This window comes from Mesorhizobium sp. B2-9-1, assembly GCF_006439455.1.
GTDB lineage: Bacteria > Pseudomonadota > Alphaproteobacteria > Rhizobiales > Rhizobiaceae > Mesorhizobium.
Genome location: NZ_VFTP01000008.1, coordinates 56,883 through 77,388, shown reverse-complemented (window position 1 = coordinate 77,388; position 20,506 = coordinate 56,883). Strand labels below are relative to the sequence as shown.

At 63.7% G+C, this 20,506-nt stretch carries 15 protein-coding genes and 1 tRNA gene; 9 read left to right on the top strand and 7 right to left on the bottom strand.

The genetic code is table 11. The features are described 5' to 3' along the window. Nucleotides 1-110: 110 nt before the first annotated feature. The 3 genes from FJW05_RS27765 to FJW05_RS16460 all read right to left on the bottom strand — a co-directional run bounded on the left by FJW05_RS27765 (nt 111) and on the right by FJW05_RS16460 (nt 3,874). A complete protein-coding gene (locus FJW05_RS27765) occupies nt 111-2,051 on the bottom strand; it encodes a hypothetical protein (RefSeq protein ID WP_246673478.1) in 1,941 nt (646 codons plus the stop codon). A 617-nt stretch (nt 2,052-2,668) separates the two neighbouring features. Next, nucleotides 2,669-2,742: transfer RNA gene (locus FJW05_RS16465), tRNA-Gln, on the bottom strand. Between the two features lie 199 nt (nt 2,743-2,941). Further along, on the bottom strand, nt 2,942-3,874 hold the full coding sequence (locus tag FJW05_RS16460; protein WP_140633993.1) for a YbhN family protein: 933 nt from the start codon (nt 3,872-3,874) through the stop codon (nt 2,942-2,944). A 263-nt stretch (nt 3,875-4,137) separates the two neighbouring features. Between FJW05_RS16460 and FJW05_RS16455 the strand changes: the two genes are divergently transcribed. Together FJW05_RS16455 and FJW05_RS16450 are read left to right on the top strand one after the other, a co-directional pair. After that, the gene (locus FJW05_RS16455; protein ID WP_140633991.1) at nt 4,138-5,487 is read left to right on the top strand and encodes a Ppx/GppA phosphatase family protein; all 1,350 of its coding nucleotides are present in this window, start codon (nt 4,138-4,140) and stop codon (nt 5,485-5,487) included. Then, nucleotides 5,487-6,182, top strand: coding sequence for an RlmE family RNA methyltransferase (locus tag FJW05_RS16450; protein ID WP_140633990.1), 696 nt, complete (start codon nt 5,487-5,489; stop codon nt 6,180-6,182). Before FJW05_RS16455 ends, FJW05_RS16450 begins: the two co-directional genes overlap by 1 nt. Before the next feature lie 162 nt (nt 6,183-6,344). On the opposite strand, the gene FJW05_RS16445 is transcribed toward FJW05_RS16450, so the two are convergent. Then, nucleotides 6,345-7,766, bottom strand: coding sequence for an MFS transporter (locus tag FJW05_RS16445; RefSeq protein ID WP_140541245.1), 1,422 nt, complete (start codon nt 7,764-7,766; stop codon nt 6,345-6,347). Nucleotides 7,767-7,973: 207 nt separating this feature from the next. Between FJW05_RS16445 and FJW05_RS16440 the strand changes: the two genes are divergently transcribed. From FJW05_RS16440 to FJW05_RS16425, 4 genes are all read left to right on the top strand, one after another. After that, nucleotides 7,974-8,210, top strand: a complete 237-nt coding sequence (locus tag FJW05_RS16440; RefSeq protein ID WP_140541246.1) for a type II toxin-antitoxin system prevent-host-death family antitoxin — start codon at nt 7,974-7,976, stop codon at nt 8,208-8,210. A gap of 165 nt (nt 8,211-8,375) precedes the next feature. Beyond that, nucleotides 8,376-9,878: an IMP dehydrogenase gene (gene guaB / locus FJW05_RS16435; protein ID WP_140541247.1), complete on the top strand. Its 1,503-nt coding sequence runs from the start codon at nt 8,376-8,378 to the stop codon at nt 9,876-9,878. Between the two features lie 43 nt (nt 9,879-9,921). Beyond that, the gene (locus tag FJW05_RS16430) at nt 9,922-10,467 is read left to right on the top strand and encodes a hypothetical protein (protein ID WP_246673476.1); all 546 of its coding nucleotides are present in this window, start codon (nt 9,922-9,924) and stop codon (nt 10,465-10,467) included. Nucleotides 10,468-10,477: 10 nt separating this feature from the next. Then, nucleotides 10,478-10,897, top strand: a complete 420-nt coding sequence (locus FJW05_RS16425; protein ID WP_140633988.1) for an MAPEG family protein — start codon at nt 10,478-10,480, stop codon at nt 10,895-10,897. Nucleotides 10,898-11,105: 208 nt separating this feature from the next. Here the strand turns inward: FJW05_RS16425 and rnd are convergent, their stop codons facing one another. Continuing rightward, nucleotides 11,106-12,257 (bottom strand): ribonuclease D, encoded by a 1,152-nt coding sequence (gene rnd, locus FJW05_RS16420; RefSeq protein WP_140541249.1) that lies wholly within the window; start codon nt 12,255-12,257, stop codon nt 11,106-11,108. A gap of 121 nt (nt 12,258-12,378) precedes the next feature. After that, a complete protein-coding gene (locus tag FJW05_RS16415) occupies nt 12,379-13,587 on the bottom strand; it encodes an MFS transporter (RefSeq protein ID WP_140633986.1) in 1,209 nt (402 codons plus the stop codon). Between the two features lie 113 nt (nt 13,588-13,700). Between FJW05_RS16415 and FJW05_RS16410 the strand changes: the two genes are divergently transcribed. Both FJW05_RS16410 and aspS read left to right on the top strand, forming a co-directional pair. Beyond that, on the top strand, nt 13,701-14,459 hold the full coding sequence (locus FJW05_RS16410; RefSeq protein ID WP_140633985.1) for a DeoR/GlpR family DNA-binding transcription regulator: 759 nt from the start codon (nt 13,701-13,703) through the stop codon (nt 14,457-14,459). Nucleotides 14,460-14,580: 121 nt separating this feature from the next. Beyond that, nucleotides 14,581-16,371: an aspartate--tRNA ligase gene (aspS, locus tag FJW05_RS16405; RefSeq protein ID WP_181164979.1), complete on the top strand. Its 1,791-nt coding sequence runs from the start codon at nt 14,581-14,583 to the stop codon at nt 16,369-16,371. 97 nt (nt 16,372-16,468) lie between these two features. Here aspS and FJW05_RS16400 read toward each other — a convergent pair whose 3' ends face one another. Beyond that, nucleotides 16,469-17,659, bottom strand: coding sequence for a hypothetical protein (locus tag FJW05_RS16400; RefSeq protein WP_140633981.1), 1,191 nt, complete (start codon nt 17,657-17,659; stop codon nt 16,469-16,471). A gap of 418 nt (nt 17,660-18,077) precedes the next feature. Here FJW05_RS16400 and parC point away from each other — a divergent pair, with 418 nt between their 5' ends. Next, entirely contained in the window at nt 18,078-20,333 is a 2,256-nt protein-coding gene (gene parC, locus FJW05_RS16395; protein WP_140633979.1) for a DNA topoisomerase IV subunit A, read from the top strand. The last annotated feature ends 173 nt before the right edge of the window (nt 20,334-20,506 follow it).

The following is a 20,506-nucleotide window of genomic DNA, read 5'->3' as shown; positions in this document are numbered from 1 at the left end:
AGAGCGCGGAACTCCTTGCGAAAATTCATCCTCTTTTCCGAGCCTCCGTGTGTTGCGAATGGTGCAGGCCAATGACTGGAGCCTTCACCGTCGTCGCTATCGTTTTGAATTCAATCCGACGTCGGGTGTATTGGTCGGAGGGCAAAGGGAAGCGCGATAGTACGCACGCGGATCACCCGCGAGGAGTTGCGAAGCTTGCTGCGCGTAGTCGTCTTCTGGCTGACAGCATTCATCTGACCGGTGCCGGCCGATGCGCGGCCAGAGCGAGGCTGCAGCGGCGGCTCAATTTGCGCGCTGCGGCGCTCAGCCCTGTCCGCGCGCGCGGCGGCCAAGTCGCGGGCCAGAGCAACGGTGGCCTCACGTTGCTCGTCCAGAGCCTCTTTCAATCTGAGGGCGGCCTGGCCCAAAAGTGTTCGGGACGCGTCGCGCTCGAGGCGGGCCTTGTCGAGATCCTCTTGGGCCGAGACTGCTGAAGCGCGTTCTCGTGTCAGAGCCTGCGTCGCTTCGGCTGCAGTCTGCTCCGCACGCTCTCTTGCCGAGACAGCCTTGGCTCGTTCCTGTTCAGCCGCGTCGCGCTCGAGGCGGGCTTTGTCGAGGTCCTCACGGGTCGATGCTGCGGAAACGCGTTCTCGTGTCAGAGCCTGCGCCGTCTCGGCTGCGGTCTGCTCCGCACGCTCTTTTGCTGAGACAGCCTTGGCTCGTTCCTGTTCAGCCGCGTCGCGCTCGAGGCGGGCTTTATCGAGGTCCTCACGGGTCGATGCTGCGGAAGCGCGTGCTCGTGTCAGAGCCTGCGCCGTCTCGGCTGCGGTCTGCTCCACCCGTCCTCTCGCTGTGGCTGCACCGGTTCGATCCCGCTCAGCCTTATCCGCGATCGCGGCCTTGGACAGTTCCATTGCGGCGAGGTCGCCACGAAGGTCCTTCGACTTCCGGCGCTCGTCGTCAAGCACTCCGTTCACTTGCGCAAGCGAGGCCTTGGCGCTGGCGCGGTCCTCGGCGGCCGTGGCCTGAAGCTGTGAAATTTGCGCCCGCGCTTGGGATAGGTCGCGCGCCATCAATTCAGTTCGCTGACGCTCCTGATGAGCAGCCGGCATCTGCGTAACGACATAGTTGATGCTCTCGCCCAGCAGCCTGCGAGCGTCTCCCGCAATGCGCTGCAATGCGTCATACGTGCGGGCTGCCGCGAGTTCGTTGCGCAAACGCTCCCCGTATGCGTTGTCGGCTGCTGCCATGCTTGTCCTCAGCGCGTCGACCTGCTTGCGCGATTCCAAGAGCGCACTCTGCAGAGAGGCGCTTCTGGCGCGCTCTTCTTCCACAGTTCGGCGCTCCTGGCCGGCCAGATCCTTCGCAGCGGATGCCTGAGCACGAGCAGCCTCGACTTCAGCCTTGGCAGCCGCGAGATCCGGGCCAGGCGATTCGGCATTCGTACGTCCGTCGCCCTGGGCTGGTCCCTCCATATCCAATGCAGCACTCGCCGGAACCGTGAAGGATCGCGAATGATCGGGCTGGGAGGGATTCTGGGCCCGCGAAATGGCGGGGGCGCTTTCGACCCGATTTTGTCTCGTCATCGTATAGCCAAGCGGCACGGCCAGGCAGATCGTGGCGATGCCCAGGCGTGATACAAGACCGATAGGCCAGCGAACACGGGGGGCCGTAGCGATGTTTGTCGGGGAAGCGAAGGGCAGGTCGCCTGGCGAACTCTCATCAGCTTCGGAGATCATCTCGAAATGCTCGATTCGCACCCCGAACTGACGGTAGTTTGCATCCTGAGGCCGGGCATCCGCATCCGAGGACACGACAGCCTGAGAAGAACCAGGTCCGGTTGCAAGATCGACCGGGCGTTCCCAGACCCAAGGAACCTCCTCGAGAGGAACAGGCTTGCATTCCTTCAGGTAGGCATTTGGTTTCGGGCGACTCCGCAGCACTGCGACAAGCGCATGCCGGAGCACAAGAAAGACGCCCGCCAGTACGAGTATCGCAATCCCGCCCTGGATGGCGAGATCTGTGTTATTTGTGTAAATTTCGGCAAGATGATTTGGCATCGTCGTGCCCATGTGGTGTTGGGTGCAACTTAAGTTCGCGAAGCGGTGTTTGGGTCTTCTCCCCGATGCCGGCTAAAGCTGCTGCTGCTCTCGAAAGCTGTCACTGCTTCGGGCCCTGCAGTGCCGTGCGAATGTATTTGTTGCGTTGCGGAGCGCGGTCAAGCGCCGGCAGAAGATGCCGGCGCAGAAGATGTGCGCTCGAACCGAAGCTCGAAGATACCGTGGCCGCCGGTTGTCGCCCGCCGTCAATGTTCCGAAAAGCCGACTCGCACCTCTCCATCGTCAATATCCCAAAAGTTCTCCCACGGTGCGTTCCAATCCGCTTTTTGGGGAGTCCGGACGGTCCATTCTGAACTCTAAGCTAGGTCACAGACCCCCACGGTCAACCACCTCGGCAGTACTTCCGGCCATGCAGAACGGCCATGGTGATGCCCGGTCTTCGCGCGGGTCTGAGTCTCCGTTCAAACTCGATAAGCGCGTCGACAACGCCTTCTATGATCGAATGTCTGCGCATTGGTCGAACAGACGCGTCTCCTGCGTGAAATCGCGGCACGGCGAAGCCGGAGAATCGTAGATGGGGAACGGCGAAAGAAGCTTGTGGAACCAAGTCGTCCACAGGACATCCAGTTTGGCTGGGGAACCTGGATTCGAACCAGGACTAACGGAGTCAGAGTCCGTGGGTCTACCGTTAACCTATTCCCCAGCAGGCGCGTCTGGTATCGCGCGATGCGGGCGGCTCATGTGCCGCGAGCGCTGCCTTGTAGCCGCCATCGGAAAATAGTCAAGCCCGCAGCTGAGATCAACGCAGGCTTTTTGAGCCTTTGCCCGATGCCTGTCGTTCTCCCAAAGCCGTTCCACGCTTTGGGCGACATGCATTGGCTCTGCCGCCAGGCGCCGAAGGCTCAGCTCTCGCCTTTGCTGTATTGGGAATGCTCGAAATAGAGCACCACGCCAAGGCCGATCAGCAGCGGAATGATGAGATAGAACAGGCGGAACACCAGAAGTGCGGCGAGCACGCCGACCGGATCCATGTCCGAAAGCCCGGTGAGGAAGACGAATTCGAACACGCCGAGCGCGCCAGGCGCGTGCGACAGGAGCCCGATCGAGAACGACACCATGAACACGCCGAGCACCACGAAATAGCCCGGATTGCCGATCTCGGGCAGGGCAAAATAGATGATCGCGGCGGCCCCCAGCAGTTCGACCGGTCCGATCAGCAATTGCCGCGCCACGATCGGCAGCGCCGGATAGTGCAGCTGGAAGCTGCCTATCTTCAGCGATCTCAGCCGCAGCCAACTGCCGAAGGCGTAGGCGCCGGCAAGAATGAGCATGGCGAGCCCCGCGGCGAATGCGGCGCCGTGATGCGGCGCACCCGTAAAACGATCGATAATCTGGGGTTCCAGCAACAGCACGAGGCCGCCGAGGAAAACGCTGGACAGGATGAAGGTGAACCAGCAGATCGCCACCAGCACGCCGACCTCCTGGCCGGTCAGCCCTCGCGTGCCGTAGGCGCGGTAACGGATGAGCGCGCCGGAAAACACCGAGCCGCCGATATTGTGCGACACCGCGTAAGTGGTGAAGGAGCACAGCGTGACGAACAGCCACGATACTTTCTTGCCGATATGCAGCAGCGCGATGTGGTCGTAGCCGGCGAGCGAGGCATAGGCGACGACCGCGCTCAGTGCCGCGAGCACCCAGCCGCGCGGCGGGATGGCGGCAATGCCGGCCCAGACGTCGTCGAGCGAAACGCCGCGCAGTTCGTGGATGAGCAGCCACAGCGAGAACGCCACGGCCGCGATGCCTATGACCGGCCAGAAATAGCGCCTCCAATTCATGGCGTCGTCATCATGCGTTGCAACTCATTGATTTTGATGTTGCCCACCCTTCGAACCTTCATTTCAGACATGCCTGATTGACGCCGGCTATTCAACCGGCAAGACATTGCCCCAACGTGATCCGGCAAAATGCGACGTTAGCGAAATTCGGCCTCGCGCTCTTGGTGATTGTGAACTGCGCTGCTACTCTGTTGCCAACTTGAAACAAATCGAGGTGCCTGCTGCGTCCGCTAACGGTTCGCGCGGCGCCGGAAGGAACTAAAGTGGAAGACCACGATACCGGCGCGGGCGCGTCGGCAGTGGGCATGTCCGGGGCATCGCCGACGCAATCGGCGGGTCCGCACACGGCGCGATTCAGCCGCCACGCGGGTGCGCACCAAAGACATGCCGGCCAGCGACAGATTGGCCTAAGCCAGGCCGACCAGCATGGCGATCAACCGAAAGGCAAGACGCGCAAGCGACGCAAGCGCAAGCGCGGCCGCAAGGTGTTCGCGCGCGACGAGAATGTCGCCGTGTCGCATGCCGCGCCTGCCGCCGCGGCGGCAAGGCAGCCTCCGAGCGGGCTTTCGCCGGTTGAGCCAAGGCTGGCGGCCCCGCAGCGACCGCCGCAACAGGAATTGCCTGTCTTCGCCGCGCTCGACCTCGGCACCAACAATTGCCGGCTGCTGGTCGCGGTGCCTGGCCGTCACGGCCAGTTCCGCGTCATCGACGCTTTCTCGCGCATCGTCAGGCTGGGCGAGGGGCTGACCGCCAGCGGCCGGCTCGGCCAGGCCGCGATGGACCGCGCGGTCGAGGCGCTGAAGATCTGCGGTGAGAAGCTGCGCAACCGCAAGATCAGGAAAGCCAGGCTGATCGCCACCGAAGCCTGCCGTTCGGCCGCAAACGGTGTCGAGTTCCTGGATCGGGTCGAGCGCGAGGCCGGACTGAAGCTCGAGATCATCGACCGCCAGACCGAGGCCCGCCTTGCCGTTTCCGGTTGTGGCTCGCTGGTCGAGCGCGACACGCAAGGCGTGGTGCTGTTCGACATCGGCGGCGGCTCGTCGGAAATCGCGCTGATCGACCTGACCGGGCGGCGCTCTCCGCGGCTCGCCAACCACATTGTCTCCTGGACGTCGCTGCCCGTCGGCGTGGTGTCGCTCGCCGAGCGCTTCGGCGGCCGCATGGTCACGCGCGAGACCTTTGCCGCCATGGTCGACGACGTGGCCGCGCGGCTGAAGGTCTTCGACGGCCGCGACCGGCTGGCACATGTGCTGGCAAGTCCCAACTTCCACCTGCTCGGTACCTCCGGCACGGTGACGACGCTGGCCGGCGTGCATCTCGATCTCGATCGCTACGACCGCCGCCGCGTCGACGGCCTGTGGATGGACCGCGACAGCGTCGACCGCATGATCGAGCGGCTGATCGGCTGGGATTTCCAGCAGCGCTGCGCCAACCCCTGCATCGGCGCCGACCGCGCCGATCTCGTGCTCGCCGGCTGCGCCATCTTGGAAGCGATCCGCGGCGTCTGGCCGTCCGAACGCTTGCGCGTCGCCGACCGCGGCCTGCGCGAAGGGATTTTGAGCGAGCTGATGGCTGATGACGGTGTCTGGCGCGATGGCGGGCGAGGCCGTTGATGGCTAGAAAACCAGATAAGCCAGGATCTGCCGGCATTCGAGTCCTCAAGACCAGGATCAAGAAGAAGAGCGGCTTGAAGGAATCCTCGCGCCGCTGGCTCGAGCGCCATATGAACGATCCCTATGTGCAGCGCTCCAAGGCCGACGGCTACCGCTCGCGCGCCGCTTATAAGCTGATCGAGATCGACGACAAGCATCATCTGCTGAAGCCCGGCATGAAGGTCATTGACCTCGGCGCAGCGCCCGGCGGCTGGTGCCAGGTGGCGGCCGCGCGGACGAAGTCGACGGCGGAAAACCCACATGTCGTCGGCATCGACTATCTCGAAATGGCCGCGGTTCCGGGCGCCGTCATCCTGCAGATGGATTTCCTCGATCCCGACGCGCCGCAAAAACTTGCCGAGGCGCTCGGTGCCCAGCCGGACCTGGTGCTGTCCGATATGGCCGCACCCACGACCGGTCACCGGCGCACCGATCATCTGCGCACCATGCATTTGTGCGAAGTCGCGGCCGATTTCGCGCTGCACGTCCTGAAGCCCGGCGGACATTTCCTCGCCAAGGCGTTTCAGGGCGGCGCCGAGAACGAGCTTTTGTCACTGCTGAAGCAGAATTTCCGCTCCGTCCATCATGTGAAGCCGCCGGCCTCGCGCGATGAATCGGTGGAGCTGTATTTGCTGGCGAAGGAGTTTAAAGGCTAGCGCCTTTTCCTTCTCCCCTTGTGGGAGAAGGTGGATCGGCGCGATAGCGCCGAGACGGATGAGGGGTGTTCCAGCGGAGCGAGACGCTGGCTTTCCCTGGAGCACCCCTCATCCGGCCGCTTCGCGGCCACCTTCTCCCACAAGGGGAGAAGGACAGGGCGATCACTTCCCGGCGGTCCCGACCGTTTCCAGCGTCTTCGGCTTAGCCAGCCGGCCATGGCCCGAGACCGCGTTGCCGGCCTCCGGCGCAAGCCGCATGAAAGTGATCGATGCCGCCGCCGAGACGGCTGCCACGATGAAGAAGGCGATGTGGAAATCCCGTAGGGTTAGCGGCCCGCCATGGATCGAGGTCGACACTTCGAGGATGCCGCCAGCTAGCGCCACGCCGAGCGCGATCGACAATTGCTGGAAAACCGCCGTGATCGGCGTCGCCTTGCTGGTGTCGGCGGGCATGATCTCGGCATAGGAAAGCGCATTGACGCCGGTGAAGAACATCGAGCGGATGAAGCCGCCGACCAAAAGGATCGCCAGCATCAGCGCATAAGGCGTCTGCGGCGTGAACAGGCCGTAGATGGCGATCGATGCGGCCGCGACAAGCGAGCCCCAGATCAGCACGCGGCGGAAGCCGGCGAGCCTGAAGATCAGCGCGGTCACGAACTTCATGCCGATGGCGCCGATCGCCGAGACGAAGGTGATCATGCCGGACTGGAAGGGCGTCAGCCCGAAGCCGATCTGGAACATCAGCGGCAAAAGGAACGGCACCGCGCCGATGCCGATGCGAAACAGCGAGCCGCCGAGCACCGAGGACCGGAAAACCTGGTTGCGGAACAGCTCCAGCGCCAGCAGCGGGTTCCCGGCGCGGCGGGCATGGAGGAGATAGAGCGCGCCCGAGATTACGCCGACGACAATGGTGACGAAGCCGGCCGTCGGCGGCAGCGCCGGCAAGCTGACGACGGAAAGGCCGAAGACGACGCCGGAAGCGGCAAGGCCGGAGAGCACGAAGCCCGGGAAATCGAGCGGCGGCGTCTCGGCGGGCTCCGTCCTGGGCAAATAGCGGGTGGCGAGCCACATGCCGATGAAGCCGATCGGCACGTTGATCAGAAAAATCCAGTGCCAGGTGAAGTATGTGGTGATGAAGCCGCCGATCGGCGGGCCGACGAGCGGGCCGACCAGCGCCGGCACGGTCAGCCAGGACATCGCCGCGACCAGCTCGCTCTTGGGCGTGGCGCGCACCAGCACCAGGCGGCCGACCGGCGTCATCATCGCCCCGCCCATGCCCTGCAGGAAGCGCGACACCACGAAAGCCGGCAGTGAATTGGAAAACGCGCAGGCAACCGAGCCGGCGATGAAGACGCCGATCGCAGCGCGAAAGACGTTTTTGGCGCCGAACCGGTCGGCCATCCAGCCGCTGATCGGAATGAAGATCGCCAACGACACCAGATAAGCCGTCAGCGCCAGCTTCAGCGCGATCGGGCTGGTGTGGATGTCGACAGCGATCGCCGGCAGCGACGTCGCGATCACGGTCGAATCCATGTTCTCCATGAACAATGCGACCGCCAGGATAAGCGGGATGATGCGGTTCAAGGGAAACGCCCTGATCTGTCTTCGCGATTCTAGGCCCGGCTTGGGGGCGAACCGGTGCGACCGGGCGGTTATCACGCCTCGGCCCGGATGTCGCATTAAATTGCTGTCACTTTTGCGGGAGCGCAACCAGTGGTAGGGCAATTTCTCGGCGGAATGTCGTTGTACCGGGCGTACCGTCATACTACCGATGCTGCATGGAGTGCTGACATGGACAACACCGTTTCCATAGCTGACGTCGAACGCAAACTCTCCTTCATCCTGCGCGGAGCCAGTGAAGGACGGAGCTATGTCGTCGTAAGCAATGGGCGGCCTATGGCGCGGATCGTCCCTGCCGACGCGCATGACTTATTTCCCCGCTCGCGCGCAGCGTTGTTGTCTCGGCTCAAACAACAGCCGGTTGTCGCTGTCGGAAACTGGACACGCGACGACACTTACGACGACTAACGATAAGGTTCTTGGCGCGAAACAGGAACGCGTCCCATCCCGCAACGATCGGCTTTTCAACCGCCCCAGGACGTGGTACCAGCCAGCGCCAATCCTGAAAGGGAAGATGAGAGTCGGCGCTGGCCAATCGGCCTGGCGCCTTTTCCGCATTCAAAAGGACTGGCCATGGCAAAAATCATCGAAACGTCCACCGGCGCGCTGGCGCTGACCTTCGACGACGTGCTTTTGCAGCCCGGCCATTCCGAAGTCATGCCTGGCGAAACCGACATCCGCACCCGCATTGCCGGCGACATAGATCTCAACGTGCCGATCCTGTCGGCGGCCATGGACACCGTCACCGAGGCGCGGCTGGCGATCGCCATGGCGCAGGCCGGCGGCATCGGCGTCATCCACCGCAATTTCTCGCCGTCCGAACAGGCCGAGCAGGTCAGGCAGGTGAAGAAATTCGAATCCGGCATGGTGGTGAACCCGGTCACCATCGGCCCCGACGCAACGCTGGCCGATGCGCTGGCGCTGATGCGCGCCTATTCGATTTCCGGCATTCCGGTGGTCGAAAATGGCGGCACCGGCGGCCATACGGTCGGCCGTCTGGTCGGCATCCTCACCAACCGCGACGTGCGCTTCGCCTCCGACCCGGCGCAGAAGGTCTACGAGCTGATGACGCGTGAGAACCTGATCACGGTCAAGGAGAATGTCGACCAGGACGAAGCCAAACGTCTCCTTCACAAGCACCGCATCGAGAAGCTGGTGGTGGTCGACAGGAATGGCAATTGCGTCGGCCTGATCACCGTCAAGGACATCGAGAAGTCGCAGCTCAACCCGCACGCCACCAAGGACGCGCAAGGTCGCCTGCGTGCCGCCGCCGCCACCAGCGTCGGCGATGACGGCTTCGAGCGCGCCGAGCGCCTGATCGACGCCGGCGTCGACCTTTTGGTCATCGACACCGCGCATGGCCATTCGCAGCGCGTGCTGGATGCGGTGACGCGGGCGAAGAAACTGTCGAACTCCGTGCGCATCCTGGCCGGCAATGTCGCCACGGCCGACGGCACGCAGGCGCTGATCGATGCCGGCGCCGACGCCGTCAAGGTCGGCATCGGCCCGGGTTCGATCTGCACAACCAGAATCGTGGCCGGTGTCGGCGTCCCGCAGCTGTCGGCGATCATGTCGGCGGTCGAGACGGCCAGCAGGGCCGGAGTCAGTGTCATTGCCGATGGCGGCATCAAATATTCTGGCGATCTCGCCAAGGCGCTTGCCGCGGGAGCAAGTGCGGCCATGATCGGCTCGCTGCTTGCCGGCACCGACGAGAGCCCAGGCGAGGTCTATCTGCACCAGGGCCGCTCCTTCAAGGCCTATCGCGGCATGGGTTCGGTCGGCGCGATGGCGCGCGGCTCGGCCGACCGCTACTTCCAGGCGGAGGTCCGCGACACTCTGAAGCTGGTTCCGGAGGGCATTGAAGGGCAGGTTCCCTACAAAGGACCTGTGGCTGGCGTGCTGCACCAGCTTGCAGGCGGCCTGAAAGCCGCTATGGGTTATGTGGGTGGACGTGACCTTGCAGATTTCCGCGAGCGCGCCACTTTTGTGCGCATATCCAACGCCGGACTTCGTGAAAGCCATGCCCATGACGTCACGATCACCCGCGAAAGCCCCAATTACCCGGGCGGAATTTGATCGGGAGGCCGATCGGCCCGACCGCCGGGGACTGTGGCGTGACTTGAGCGTGGCGGTGCTGCGGCTGTCGCGTCACGCGGCGGCGCTCTCCATTGCCTCGATTGCGCTTTTCCTCGTCATGACGGCGCTGGAGTTTCTCTATTTCCAGCGCTTGAGCGGCGGCCTGGCCTCGCTCGACATGCGCATCGCCGGCTTCACGCCTGACGAAGGCATGGCGTGGCTCACCGCGCTCGGCCGGCGCGGCGGCGAGATCATCATCGTCTGGCACTATTTGACCTTCGATCTTTTGTTCCCGGCGCTGCTGTCGCTGACGCTGGTGAGCCTCGTCCTTGCTTTCGGGCGCCGGCTCAGCACCTTCCGCGCCATGCCGGCGCAGCTGCAGGCCTTGTTCTCGCTGGTGCTGGTGGCGCCCTATGCGGTCGCAGACTACGCCCAGAATTTTGCCATGGCGCGGCTGCTCTCCGATTTCCAGCTGGCCAATCCCGATTCGCTGGCCTTCGCCTCTTCGCTGACGGTCACCAAATTCGCGCTGCTGGCGATTCCGGTCTTCGTCATCGCGGTCTTCGCGCTGGCCGGGCGGCGACGCTGAGGACACGCAGATGCGCCAGACAGCCATCTTCTGGCCGATGCTGGCGCATGTTCTTCTGGTCTATGTCGTCTATCTGGTGATGTTCAAGCGGCGCTATCTCGCCGTGAAGTCCGGCGAGGCCAGGACCGGTCAGTACAAGGTCCGCTCAACCGAGCCGGCTTCGAGCGTCACCGTCGCCAACAACCTGATCAACCAGTTCGAGCTGCCGGTTCTCTTCCACGTGCTGTGCCTGGCGCTGTTCGTCACCAACGGCGTGAACTACCTGACGCTGGTGTTGATGTGGCTGTTCATAGTCACGCGCTATGTCCACGCCTGGGTGCATCTCGACAGAAACCATGTGCTGCACCGCAGCCGCGCCTTCTTCCTTGGCGCCGGCATACTTCTCATCGCCTGGATATGGTTCGCGCTCCACCTGCTGGGCGTGGTGTGAGGCTGGCTGGCCTTTCCCTTCTCCCCTTGTGGGAGAAGGTGGCCGCGCAGCGGCCGGATGAGGGGTGTTCCAGCTTGACACGGACGTAAGCCAGCGTTGGATGCCGCGATAGGAAGACGCCAGCGTCTCACTCCGCTGGAACACCCCTCATCCGTCTCGGCGCTGCGCGCCGATCCACCTTCTCCCGCAAGGGGAGAAGGGGGAGGCGCTACAACTCGAACAACGCGATCCGGCGCTTGTCGAACTTGATGCCGATCTCGCCGCGTACCAGCCTTAGCGCCTGCTCGCCGAAAACGGCGCGCCGCCAGCCCTGCAACGCCGCCACGTCAGCTTCGTCGCCCTCGGCGGCGATGCGGTCAATATCGTCGCTGGAGGCAAGCACCTTGGTGGCCACGCCTTCCTTCTCCGCGACGATCCTGAGCAGCACCTTGAGCAGTTCCGCCGCCGCGCTCGACCCCTCCGGCGGCTGCACGCTTTTCGGCAGTTTCGGCATCGCGTCCTTGGGCAGCGCCAGCGCCGCGTTGACCGCGCCGAGCAGCGCGGTTGCCGTCGCGGAGCGTTCCCAACCTTTCGGCGTGGTGCGCAGCTTGCCGAGCGCGGCCGCATCGCGCGGCGCCTGCTGGGCGATCTCGTAGATCGCGTCGTCCTTGAGCACGCGGCCGCGCGGCACGTCGCGCTCGCGCGCCTCGCGCTCGCGCCAGGCCGCCACCGTCTGCACGATCGCCAGCTCCTGCGGTTTGCGCAGCCGCATCTTCAGCCGTTTCCAGGCATCCTCGGGATGCGGATCGTAGGTGTCGCGCGAGGTGAGGACATCCATCTCCTCGTTCAGCCAGTGGCCGCGATTCTCGCGCTTCAGCTCGGCGCTGAGATGCTGGTAGACCTCGATCAGGTGGGTGACGTCGGCAAGCGCGTATTCGAGCTGCTTGTCGGAGAGCGGCCGGTGCCGCCAGTCGGTGAAGCGCGAGGACTTGTCCAGCCGGGCTCCGGTGACCTTCTGCACGAGCTGGTCGTAGGAAACGCTGTCGCCGAAGCCGCAGACCATCGCCGCCACCTGCGTGTCGAACACCGGATGCGGCACCAGATCGCCGAGATGGACGATGATTTCGATGTCCTGGCGCGCCGCGTGAAAGACCTTCAGCACCGCTTCGTTGGCCATGAGCCGGAAAAACGGTTTCAGGTCGATGCCGGGCGACAACGGATCGATAAGCGCCTCAATCCCAGGCGCGGCGATCTGGATCAGGCAAAGGATCGGCCAGAAGGTCGTCTCGCGGATGAATTCGGTATCGACGGTAACGAATTCCGATTTTTCGAACGCCGCGACAACGCTCTCGAGTTCTTCTTGTGTGGTGATGACCTGCATCAAATCGCTTTTGGCACAATATTAGGCCTCTTTCAATTTCAGCCGCGCGCGCATTCGTCAAGCGCCGCGACGTCGTCACGCACCGCTAGTTTCGCGCGATGCGATGGCCCGGCGGGGCGGTTCAGGCCTCGCCGGCCTGCGCCTCCACGCTTTGCCTTGCGGTATCCGCGGCTTCGGCCGATGGCCGTCGGCCAAGCGCGCCGGCTGTGGCCAGGCTGAGCAGGATGAAGGGGATACCGATGCCATAGGCCGAGCGGATGCCCCAGTGGTCCGACACGAAGCCGAGCAGCGGCGGGCCAAGCAGAAAGGCGACGAATGAGATCTGCGACAGGGCCGCGACATTGATCGCCGCCGGACGGTCTGTGCGCTGCGCCGCAGCCGAGATCGCCAGCGGAAAGATGGCGCTGCTGCCGATGCCCAGAAGCGCAAAGCCCAGCATCGAGATGAAGGGCAGGGGCGAGAAGAAGACGATGAACACGCCGACCGCCATTGTTGCAAGCAGCACGCGCGCTACGCCGCTCGGCGAGTGGCGGTCGACAAAGCTGTCGGCGAAGAAGCGTGTCGTCGCCTGCGAGAAGGCGAACAGCGCCACGGTGAAGCCGGCAACGAAGGGGCCTGAGTCGAACACTGTGCGCATATAGATGGCGGACCAGTCCATACTGGCGCCTTCCATAAGCATTGCCGACAGTGTCACCGCGACGAGGATGAGGATCGGCAGCGTCGGGCGGGCGAATATCGGCGGCTTGTCGCCGGTCGCGGCGAAACGGGCAGGTGCGGGTTCGAAGCCGCCCAGGAACAGCGCCATCGCAACCGCCACGGTCGGCACCACCAGCGCCAGATGCAGTTGCGGCGACAGGCCGAGATGCGCCAGCGCGCCGCCGAACAGGCCGGCGCCGAAGAAGCCGATGCTCCAGAACGAATGCGCCCGGTTCATGATGCGGCGCTTGAGCAGGAACTCGGTCCTGTCCGCCTCGACATTCAAAATGATCTCGATGCTGCCGATCATCAATCCGACCGGGAGCAGCATCAGGAACAGGGCCGCGGGGCCCGACGCATGCACCGCGACGGCATAGGCGAAGCCAAGCAGCGGCACCAGCCACAGCAGTGCGCGGCGGAAGCCGACGCGCTCCAGGATCGGCGTCGCCAGCGTCAGCGCGATCAGAGTGCCGATCGGCGTCCCGATCAGGGCGAGGCCGAGCGTGCCGTCCTCGATCTGCATGGCCCGCTTGATATCGGGCAGCCGCGGAAAGATATTGCCCATGGCAAAGGAATAGATCGCGAAGCCGGCATAGACGCGGTGCTGGGGGGCGAGTTTCAGGCCAAGGGTCATCAGGCAAATCCGATAAGGAGTTTTTGGCGGCGGCTCTCAGGCTGCCGGTGACGTTGTTTCTTGCATGAACAGGCAAAACATGCAATAACGTGCACAAATAAATAGGATCGTGCATGCTTACCGAAGAACGCCACCAACTCATTCGCGACCGGCTTGCGGCCGACGGAAAGGTGCTGGCGGGCGAGCTCGCCAGCCGTTTCGGCGTGTCGGAGGACACTGTGCGCCGCGATCTGAGGGAACTGGCGAAGGCCGGGCAGCTGCGTCGCGTTTATGGCGGCGCTGTCCCATCGGGGCCCTTTGCAGCCGCGCCGCTCAGCCAGCGCAGCCGTCATGCGGTCGAGGAGAAAACTCGGCTCGCCAAGGCGGCTGTTGCGCTGCTCGGCGCGGGGCAGTCGCTGTTCATCGACGGCGGCACGACCAACGAGGCGATCGCCCGGGCGATCCCGCGCGACATGGAGCTGACCGTCGCCACCAATTCGCTGGGCGTCGCCTCGGCTCTGACGGACCTTCCGCTGGTCGAGCTGATCGTGCTCGGCGGCCGCTATATGCCCGATCTCGGAACCTGCGTCGGGACCGATACGCTCGCCGCTGTGGCGCAGCTCGGCGCCGATCTGTTCTTTCTGGGCTCCTGCGGGCTGGATATCACGCGGGGCGTCACCGCTTTCGATTCGGCCGAAGCCGAGGTGAAACGCGCCATGGCGAGAAACAGCGCCGGCATCGTCATTGCCGTCACCAACGACAAGCTCGCCACCGCCGCGCCCTATCGCGTGGCGGAAGCGGACGCGATCCGCCATCTCGTGGTGGAAAGGAGCGCGCCTCCTGCAACGCTCGCCGATTTCCAAAGCCGGGGTGTGCAAGTCCACTTTGCCTGAACGGTCGCAGCGGCGCGTCTATGTGACCGCTTGCCTTGACAAAGCCGGCCTCTCATGCGCTTTTCGCGCCAATTTTCGAGCCGGGCCGGCGCCCGCAATTTCCGGACTTTACCCCATGACCATGCATCGTTACCGCAGCCACACCTGTGCCCAGTTGAGAAAGAGCGACGTCGGCAATTCCGTCCGCCTGTCGGGCTGGGTGCATCGCGTGCGCGACCATGGCGGGCTGCTCTTCATCGATCTTCGCGACCATTACGGCCTGACCCAGATCGTCGCCGATCCGGATTCGCCGGCCTTCAAGGTCGCCGAGACCTTGCGCGGCGAATGGGTGATCCGCGTCGACGGCGAGGTCAAGGCGCGGCTGCCGGAAACCGTCAATCCGAACCTGCCGACCGGCGAAATCGAGATTTTCGCGCGCGAGATCGAAGTGCTGTCGGCCGCCAAGGAACTGCCGCTGCCGGTGTTCGGCGAGCCGGACTACCCGGAAGACATCCGTCTGAAATACCGCTTCCTCGATCTGCGTCGCGAGACGCTGCACAAGAACATCGTCGCGCGCACCAAGATCATCGCCGAGATGCGCAAGCGCATGGGGGAGGTCGGCTTCACCGAGTTTTCGACGCCGATCCTCACCGCGTCGTCGCCCGAAGGCGCGCGCGACTTCCTGGTGCCGTCGCGCATCCATCCCGGCACCTTCTACGCGCTGCCGCAGGCGCCGCAGCAGTACAAGCAACTGATCATGGTCTCCGGCTTCGACCGCTATTTCCAGATCGCACCCTGCTTCCGCGACGAGGATCCGCGGGCCGACCGCCTGCCGGGCGAATTCTACCAGCTCGACCTCGAGATGAGCTTCGTCGAGCAGGATGATGTGCTCTCCACCCTAGCGCCGGTGATGACGTCCGTCTTCGAGGCTTTCGCCAATGGCAAGCCCGTCACCAAGGAATGGCCGCGCATCCCCTATGATGTTGCCATGCGCAAATACGGCACCGACAAGCCGGACCTGCGCAACCCGATCGTGATGCAGGCGGTTTCCGATCATTTCCGCGATTCCGGCTTCAAGGTCTTCGCCAACATCCTGGCCAACGATCCGAAAGCCGAGGTGTGGGCGATCCCGGCCAAGACCGGTGGCAGCCGCGCCTTCTGCGACCGCATGAATTCCTGGGCGCAGGGCGAGGGGCAGCCTGGCCTCGGCTACATCTTCTGGCGCAAGGAAGGCGAAAAACTCGAAGGCGCCGGTCCGCTCGCCAAGAACATCGGTGAGGAGCGCACCGAGGCGATCCGCCTCCAGCTCGGCCTTGCCGACGGAGACGCTGCCTTCTTCGTCGCCGGCGACCCGAAGAAGTTCGTCTCCTTTGCCGGTGCGGCGCGCACCCGAGCCGGCGAGGAATTGAACCTCGTCGACCGCGACCGCTTCGAGCTCTGCTGGATCGTCGACTTCCCGTTCTTCGAATGGAACGAGGACGAGAAGAAGATCGACTTCGCCCACAATCCGTTCTCGATGCCGCAGGGCGGCATTGACGCCCTGACCAACCAGGAGCCGCTCGGCATCAAGGCCTTCCAGTACGATGCGGTCTGCAACGGCTTCGAGATCGCCTCGGGCGGCATCCGCAACCATCTGCCGGAAACCATGGTCAAGGCCTTCGAGATGGTCGGTCTGGATCGGCAGACGGTCGAGGATCGCTTTGGCGGCCTCTACCGTGCCTTCCAGTATGGCGCGCCGCCGCATGGCGGAGCGGCATTCGGCATCGACCGCGTCGTCATGCTTTTGGTCGGCGCCAAGAACCTGCGCGAAATCACCATGTTCCCGATGAACCAGCAGGCCTACGACCTGCTGATGAGCGCGCCGTCCGAAGCGACCCCGCAGCAGCTGCGCGAGCTGTCGCTGCGCGTGGCGGTGCCGAAGAAGGAAGGCTAAAAGCCGTAGCCAGGATATTCTTTTCGCTACAAGAATCGCCTTCAACAATAAAAGCCCGGCATCGCTGCCGGGCTTTTCTTTGGAGCTGACCGTCCGATCAGTCCTGGTTCGCCTTGACCTTGACGCCAAGCGTCTTCGGCAGGTCGAGCGGGTTGGACATGGCGCCGGCCATGATCAGCGCGAACGGTACCGACGACGGCGGCTCGGCCGAGATTTCCAGGCTCTTTGGATTGTCGAGGAAGGTGTTGACCGCCGCCGAGACTTCCGCCGTCAGCTCGGGATTGTTGAGCTGCGCCATGCCGAACGGCACGATCGCCTTGGCCTGGTTGGCGACATCCTTGGCCGACATGCCCTGCTGCTTGCCGACATAGTCGAGCACCTTGCCGGTGAGCGAATCGTCCTCGAAGCGCACCGATGCGCCGTTGAACGAAAGCTGCTGCATCAGGCCGAGCATGGCCATGCCTTGCGCGGAATTGTCGGCGCCTTCCGGCTGGGCGGCGAGCTTCTTCTGCATCTCCTGCATCGACTTGATGAAGTCGAGCGTGTAGCCGCCGAGGTTGAAGGTCATGCCGAGCGTGCCGGCATTTTCGACCGATACGTCATATTTCGACAGCTCCATCTTGCCGTCGCTCGGCTGCCAGGTGCCGGCCATCGCAATGTTGCCCGAGATGTTCTGGTAGCCGAGTGCGTCGATCGCTTCCTTGGACTTCGGATCGTCGACCAGCGACAGGTCGGCGGTGAATTTTTCGGTGTTGGCGATGAAGTCCATCGCCTTGCCGTCGGCCGGCGGGGTGATCTGCACGGCAAGCCCGTCCATCGCGAAAGCCGTCTTGTCGCCGACCTTGACCGTCATGTTGGAGAGTTCCGCCGACTTGTACATCATCAGCGAGCCGAGCGGATCGGTGCTGCCTTCGGCCGGGACCTTCATGTCGTGGACGACCACCGGGCTGAGATTGAGCGTCACGCCGTCCTTGCTGTGCTCGAAAGGCGAGGTCGAGAGGGTTGCGATCTCATAGCCGCCATTGGCTTCGCTGACCCCTTCCAGTTTCACGTCGCCTATCGGCAGCGCTTCCTTCTCGGCCGCCGGCTTGATGGAAACACCTTGCAGGACGGCGTTCGAATCGTCGCCGGAGACGCCTGTCCAGGAAATCTCGACGCCCTGGGCGGCAAGGGCCGCCTTGATGCGCTCGGCCACCGCCGGATCGGCGGCGAAGGCCGAATTGAGCGGCAGCGTCAGCAGAAAGGTCGAAAAGGCCAGCTTCTTGAGTGTTGAGCGTTGGATTGTCATGGCGAGTTCCCTGTCCTGGATTGGCTATTGTGAAATTATTTTTGACATCTGCTCCATCACCATTCCGTGACGAACGGGACGGGAAAAAGGCATTTCGGGGCCCATTTGTCGAAAACGGCGATGAAAAGCAAACGCCGGTCGGCAGCTATTGCCCGATGGGGTGAATTTGTCATGAAGACCGCGGCTTTCCTCCGCCAGCGCGTTGCATTGCCAGATAGCGGCCGCATGTAACGGATTGATGTTGGCCGGCGTTGTATTGCCGACTAAGCCTGTTGCAGATCGGCGGCAAATTGCAGCCGCCGCGGCGCCGCTTCCGTGAAATTCTTCACACCGCCGGTTGCGCATCTATGGCCGCGGCGAATGCGCCGACGTTCACGCGGCGCTTGCCGCGAATCACCCGCTCGGCTAGTCCAAATCCATGGGAAAAAGGCTTTTGCCGCCTGATGACAATGGCGGCGGCGATAAAATCGAACCGGTCGATCTGAAGGAAGCGCTCGAGCGGCGCTATCTCGCTTACGCGCTGTCGACCATCATGCACCGGGCGCTGCCGGATGTGCGCGACGGACTGAAGCCGGTCCATCGCCGCATCATGCATGCCATGCGGCTGCTCAGGCTCAACCCCGATCAGGGCTTCGCCAAATGCGCCCGCATCGTCGGCGACGTGATGGGCAAGTTCCATCCGCATGGCGACCAATCGATCTACGACGCCTTGGTGCGCCTCGCGCAGGATTTCTCGATGCGCTACCCGCTGGTCGACGGGCAGGGCAATTTCGGCAACATCGACGGCGATAACGCCGCGGCGATGCGCTACACCGAAGCCCGCATGACCGAGGTGGCGAGCGAGCTGCTTGCCGGTATCACCGAGGACGCGGTCGATTTTCGGCCGACCTACAATGAAGAGGACGAGGAGCCGTCCGTCCTGCCGGGCGCTTTCCCCAACCTGCTCGCCAACGGCTCGTCGGGCATTGCCGTCGGCATGGCGACCTCGATCCCGCCGCACAACGCCGCCGAGCTTTGCGACGCAGCACTCCATCTGATCGAGCATCCCGAAGCGCCGGTGGTGAAGTTGATGGATTTCGTCCAGGGGCCGGATTTTCCGACCGGCGGCATCATCGTCGACAGCCGCGCCTCGATCCTCGAAGCCTATGAGACGGGCCGCGGCGGTTTCCGGGTGCGCTCCAAATGGGGCCAGGAGGACCAGGGCAGGGGCACCTGGAGCATCGTCGTCACCGAGATCCCCTATGGCGTGCAGAAGGCCAGGCTGATCGAGAAGATCGCCGAGCTTTTGATGGCGCGTAAGCTGCCGCTGCTCGAAGACATCCGCGACGAGAGCGCGGAAGACATCCGCATCGTCCTGGTGCCGAAGAGCCGCACGGTCGATCCCGGCATCCTGATGGAATCGCTGTTCAAGCTCACCGAGCTTGAAAGCCGCTTCCCGCTCAACATGAACGTGCTGTCGCGCGGCAAGGTGCCGAACGTCCTGTCGTTGAAGGGCGTGCTGAAGGAGTGGCTCGACCACCGCCGCGAGGTTTTGATCCGCCGTTCGAAATACCGGCTCAACGAGATCGAGAAGCGGCTGGAAATCCTCGCCGGCTATCTGATCGCCTATCTCAATATCGACGAGGTCATCAGGATCATCCGCGAGGAGGATGAGCCCAAGCAGGTGATGATGGCCCGCTGGTCGCTCACCGACAACCAGGCCGAAGCCATCCTCAACATGCGCCTGCGCGCCTTGCGCAAGCTCGAAGAGATCGAGATCCGCAAGGAATTCGACGGCCTCACCGCCGAGAAGAAGCAGATCGAGGCCCTGCTGGCGTCCGACGCCAAGCAATGGTCGACGATCAAGTGGGAAGTCGCCAAGGTCCGCGACACATTCGGTCCGCAGACCGAGCTCGGCAAGCGTCGCACCCAGTTTGCCGATGCGCCCGAGCACGACCTGACCGACATCGCGCATGCGATGATCGAGCGCGAGCCGGTCACCGTCGTTGTGTCGGAAAAGGGCTGGCTGCGCGCCATGAAGGGCCACCTGACCGACCATTCGCAGCTCACCTTCAAGGAAGGCGACAGCCTGAAGCTTGCCTTCCATGCCCAGACCACGGACAAGATCCTGGTCTTCACCACCGGCGGCAAGTTCTATACCATCGGCGCCGATCGGCTGCCGGGCGGGCGCGGCCATGGCGAGCCGATCCGCATCATCGTCGACATGGAGAACGACCAGGACATCGTCACTGCCTTTGTCCATGATCCGAAGCGCAAGCTGCTGCTCGTCTCATACGACGCCAACGGCTTCGTCGTTTCGGAGGAGGAGGTCGTCGCCAACACCCGCAAGGGCAAGCAGGTGATGAACGTCAAGGCGCCGGACGAGGCCAAGCGCTGCATTCCGGTTTCGGGCGACCATCTCGCCATCGTCGGCGAGAACCGCAAGTTGCTGGTCTTCCCGCTGGCCGAAATCCCGGAGATGGCGCGCGGCAAGGGCGTGCGGCTGCAGAAGTACAAGGACGGCGGCGTGCTGGACCTGAAGACCTTCACCCTGCAGACGGGGCTCTCCTGGCAGGATTCGGCCGATCGCACTTTCACCAAGTCGCGCGAGGAGCTGGCCGAGTGGATCGGAGCCCGCGCCGCCGCCGGCCGCATGGTGCCGAAGGGTTTCCCCAGGACGGGGAAATTCGGGTAGCGAGGCCTTTTCCTTCTCCCCTTGTGGGAGAAGGTGGACGAGCGAAGCTCGGCCGGATGAGGGGTGTTCCAGGGAAAGCAGACGTCTCACGCCGCTGGAGCACCCCTCATCCGTCTCGGCGCTGCGCGCCGAGCCACCTTCTCCCACAAGGGGAGAAGGAGAAGTCGCTATTT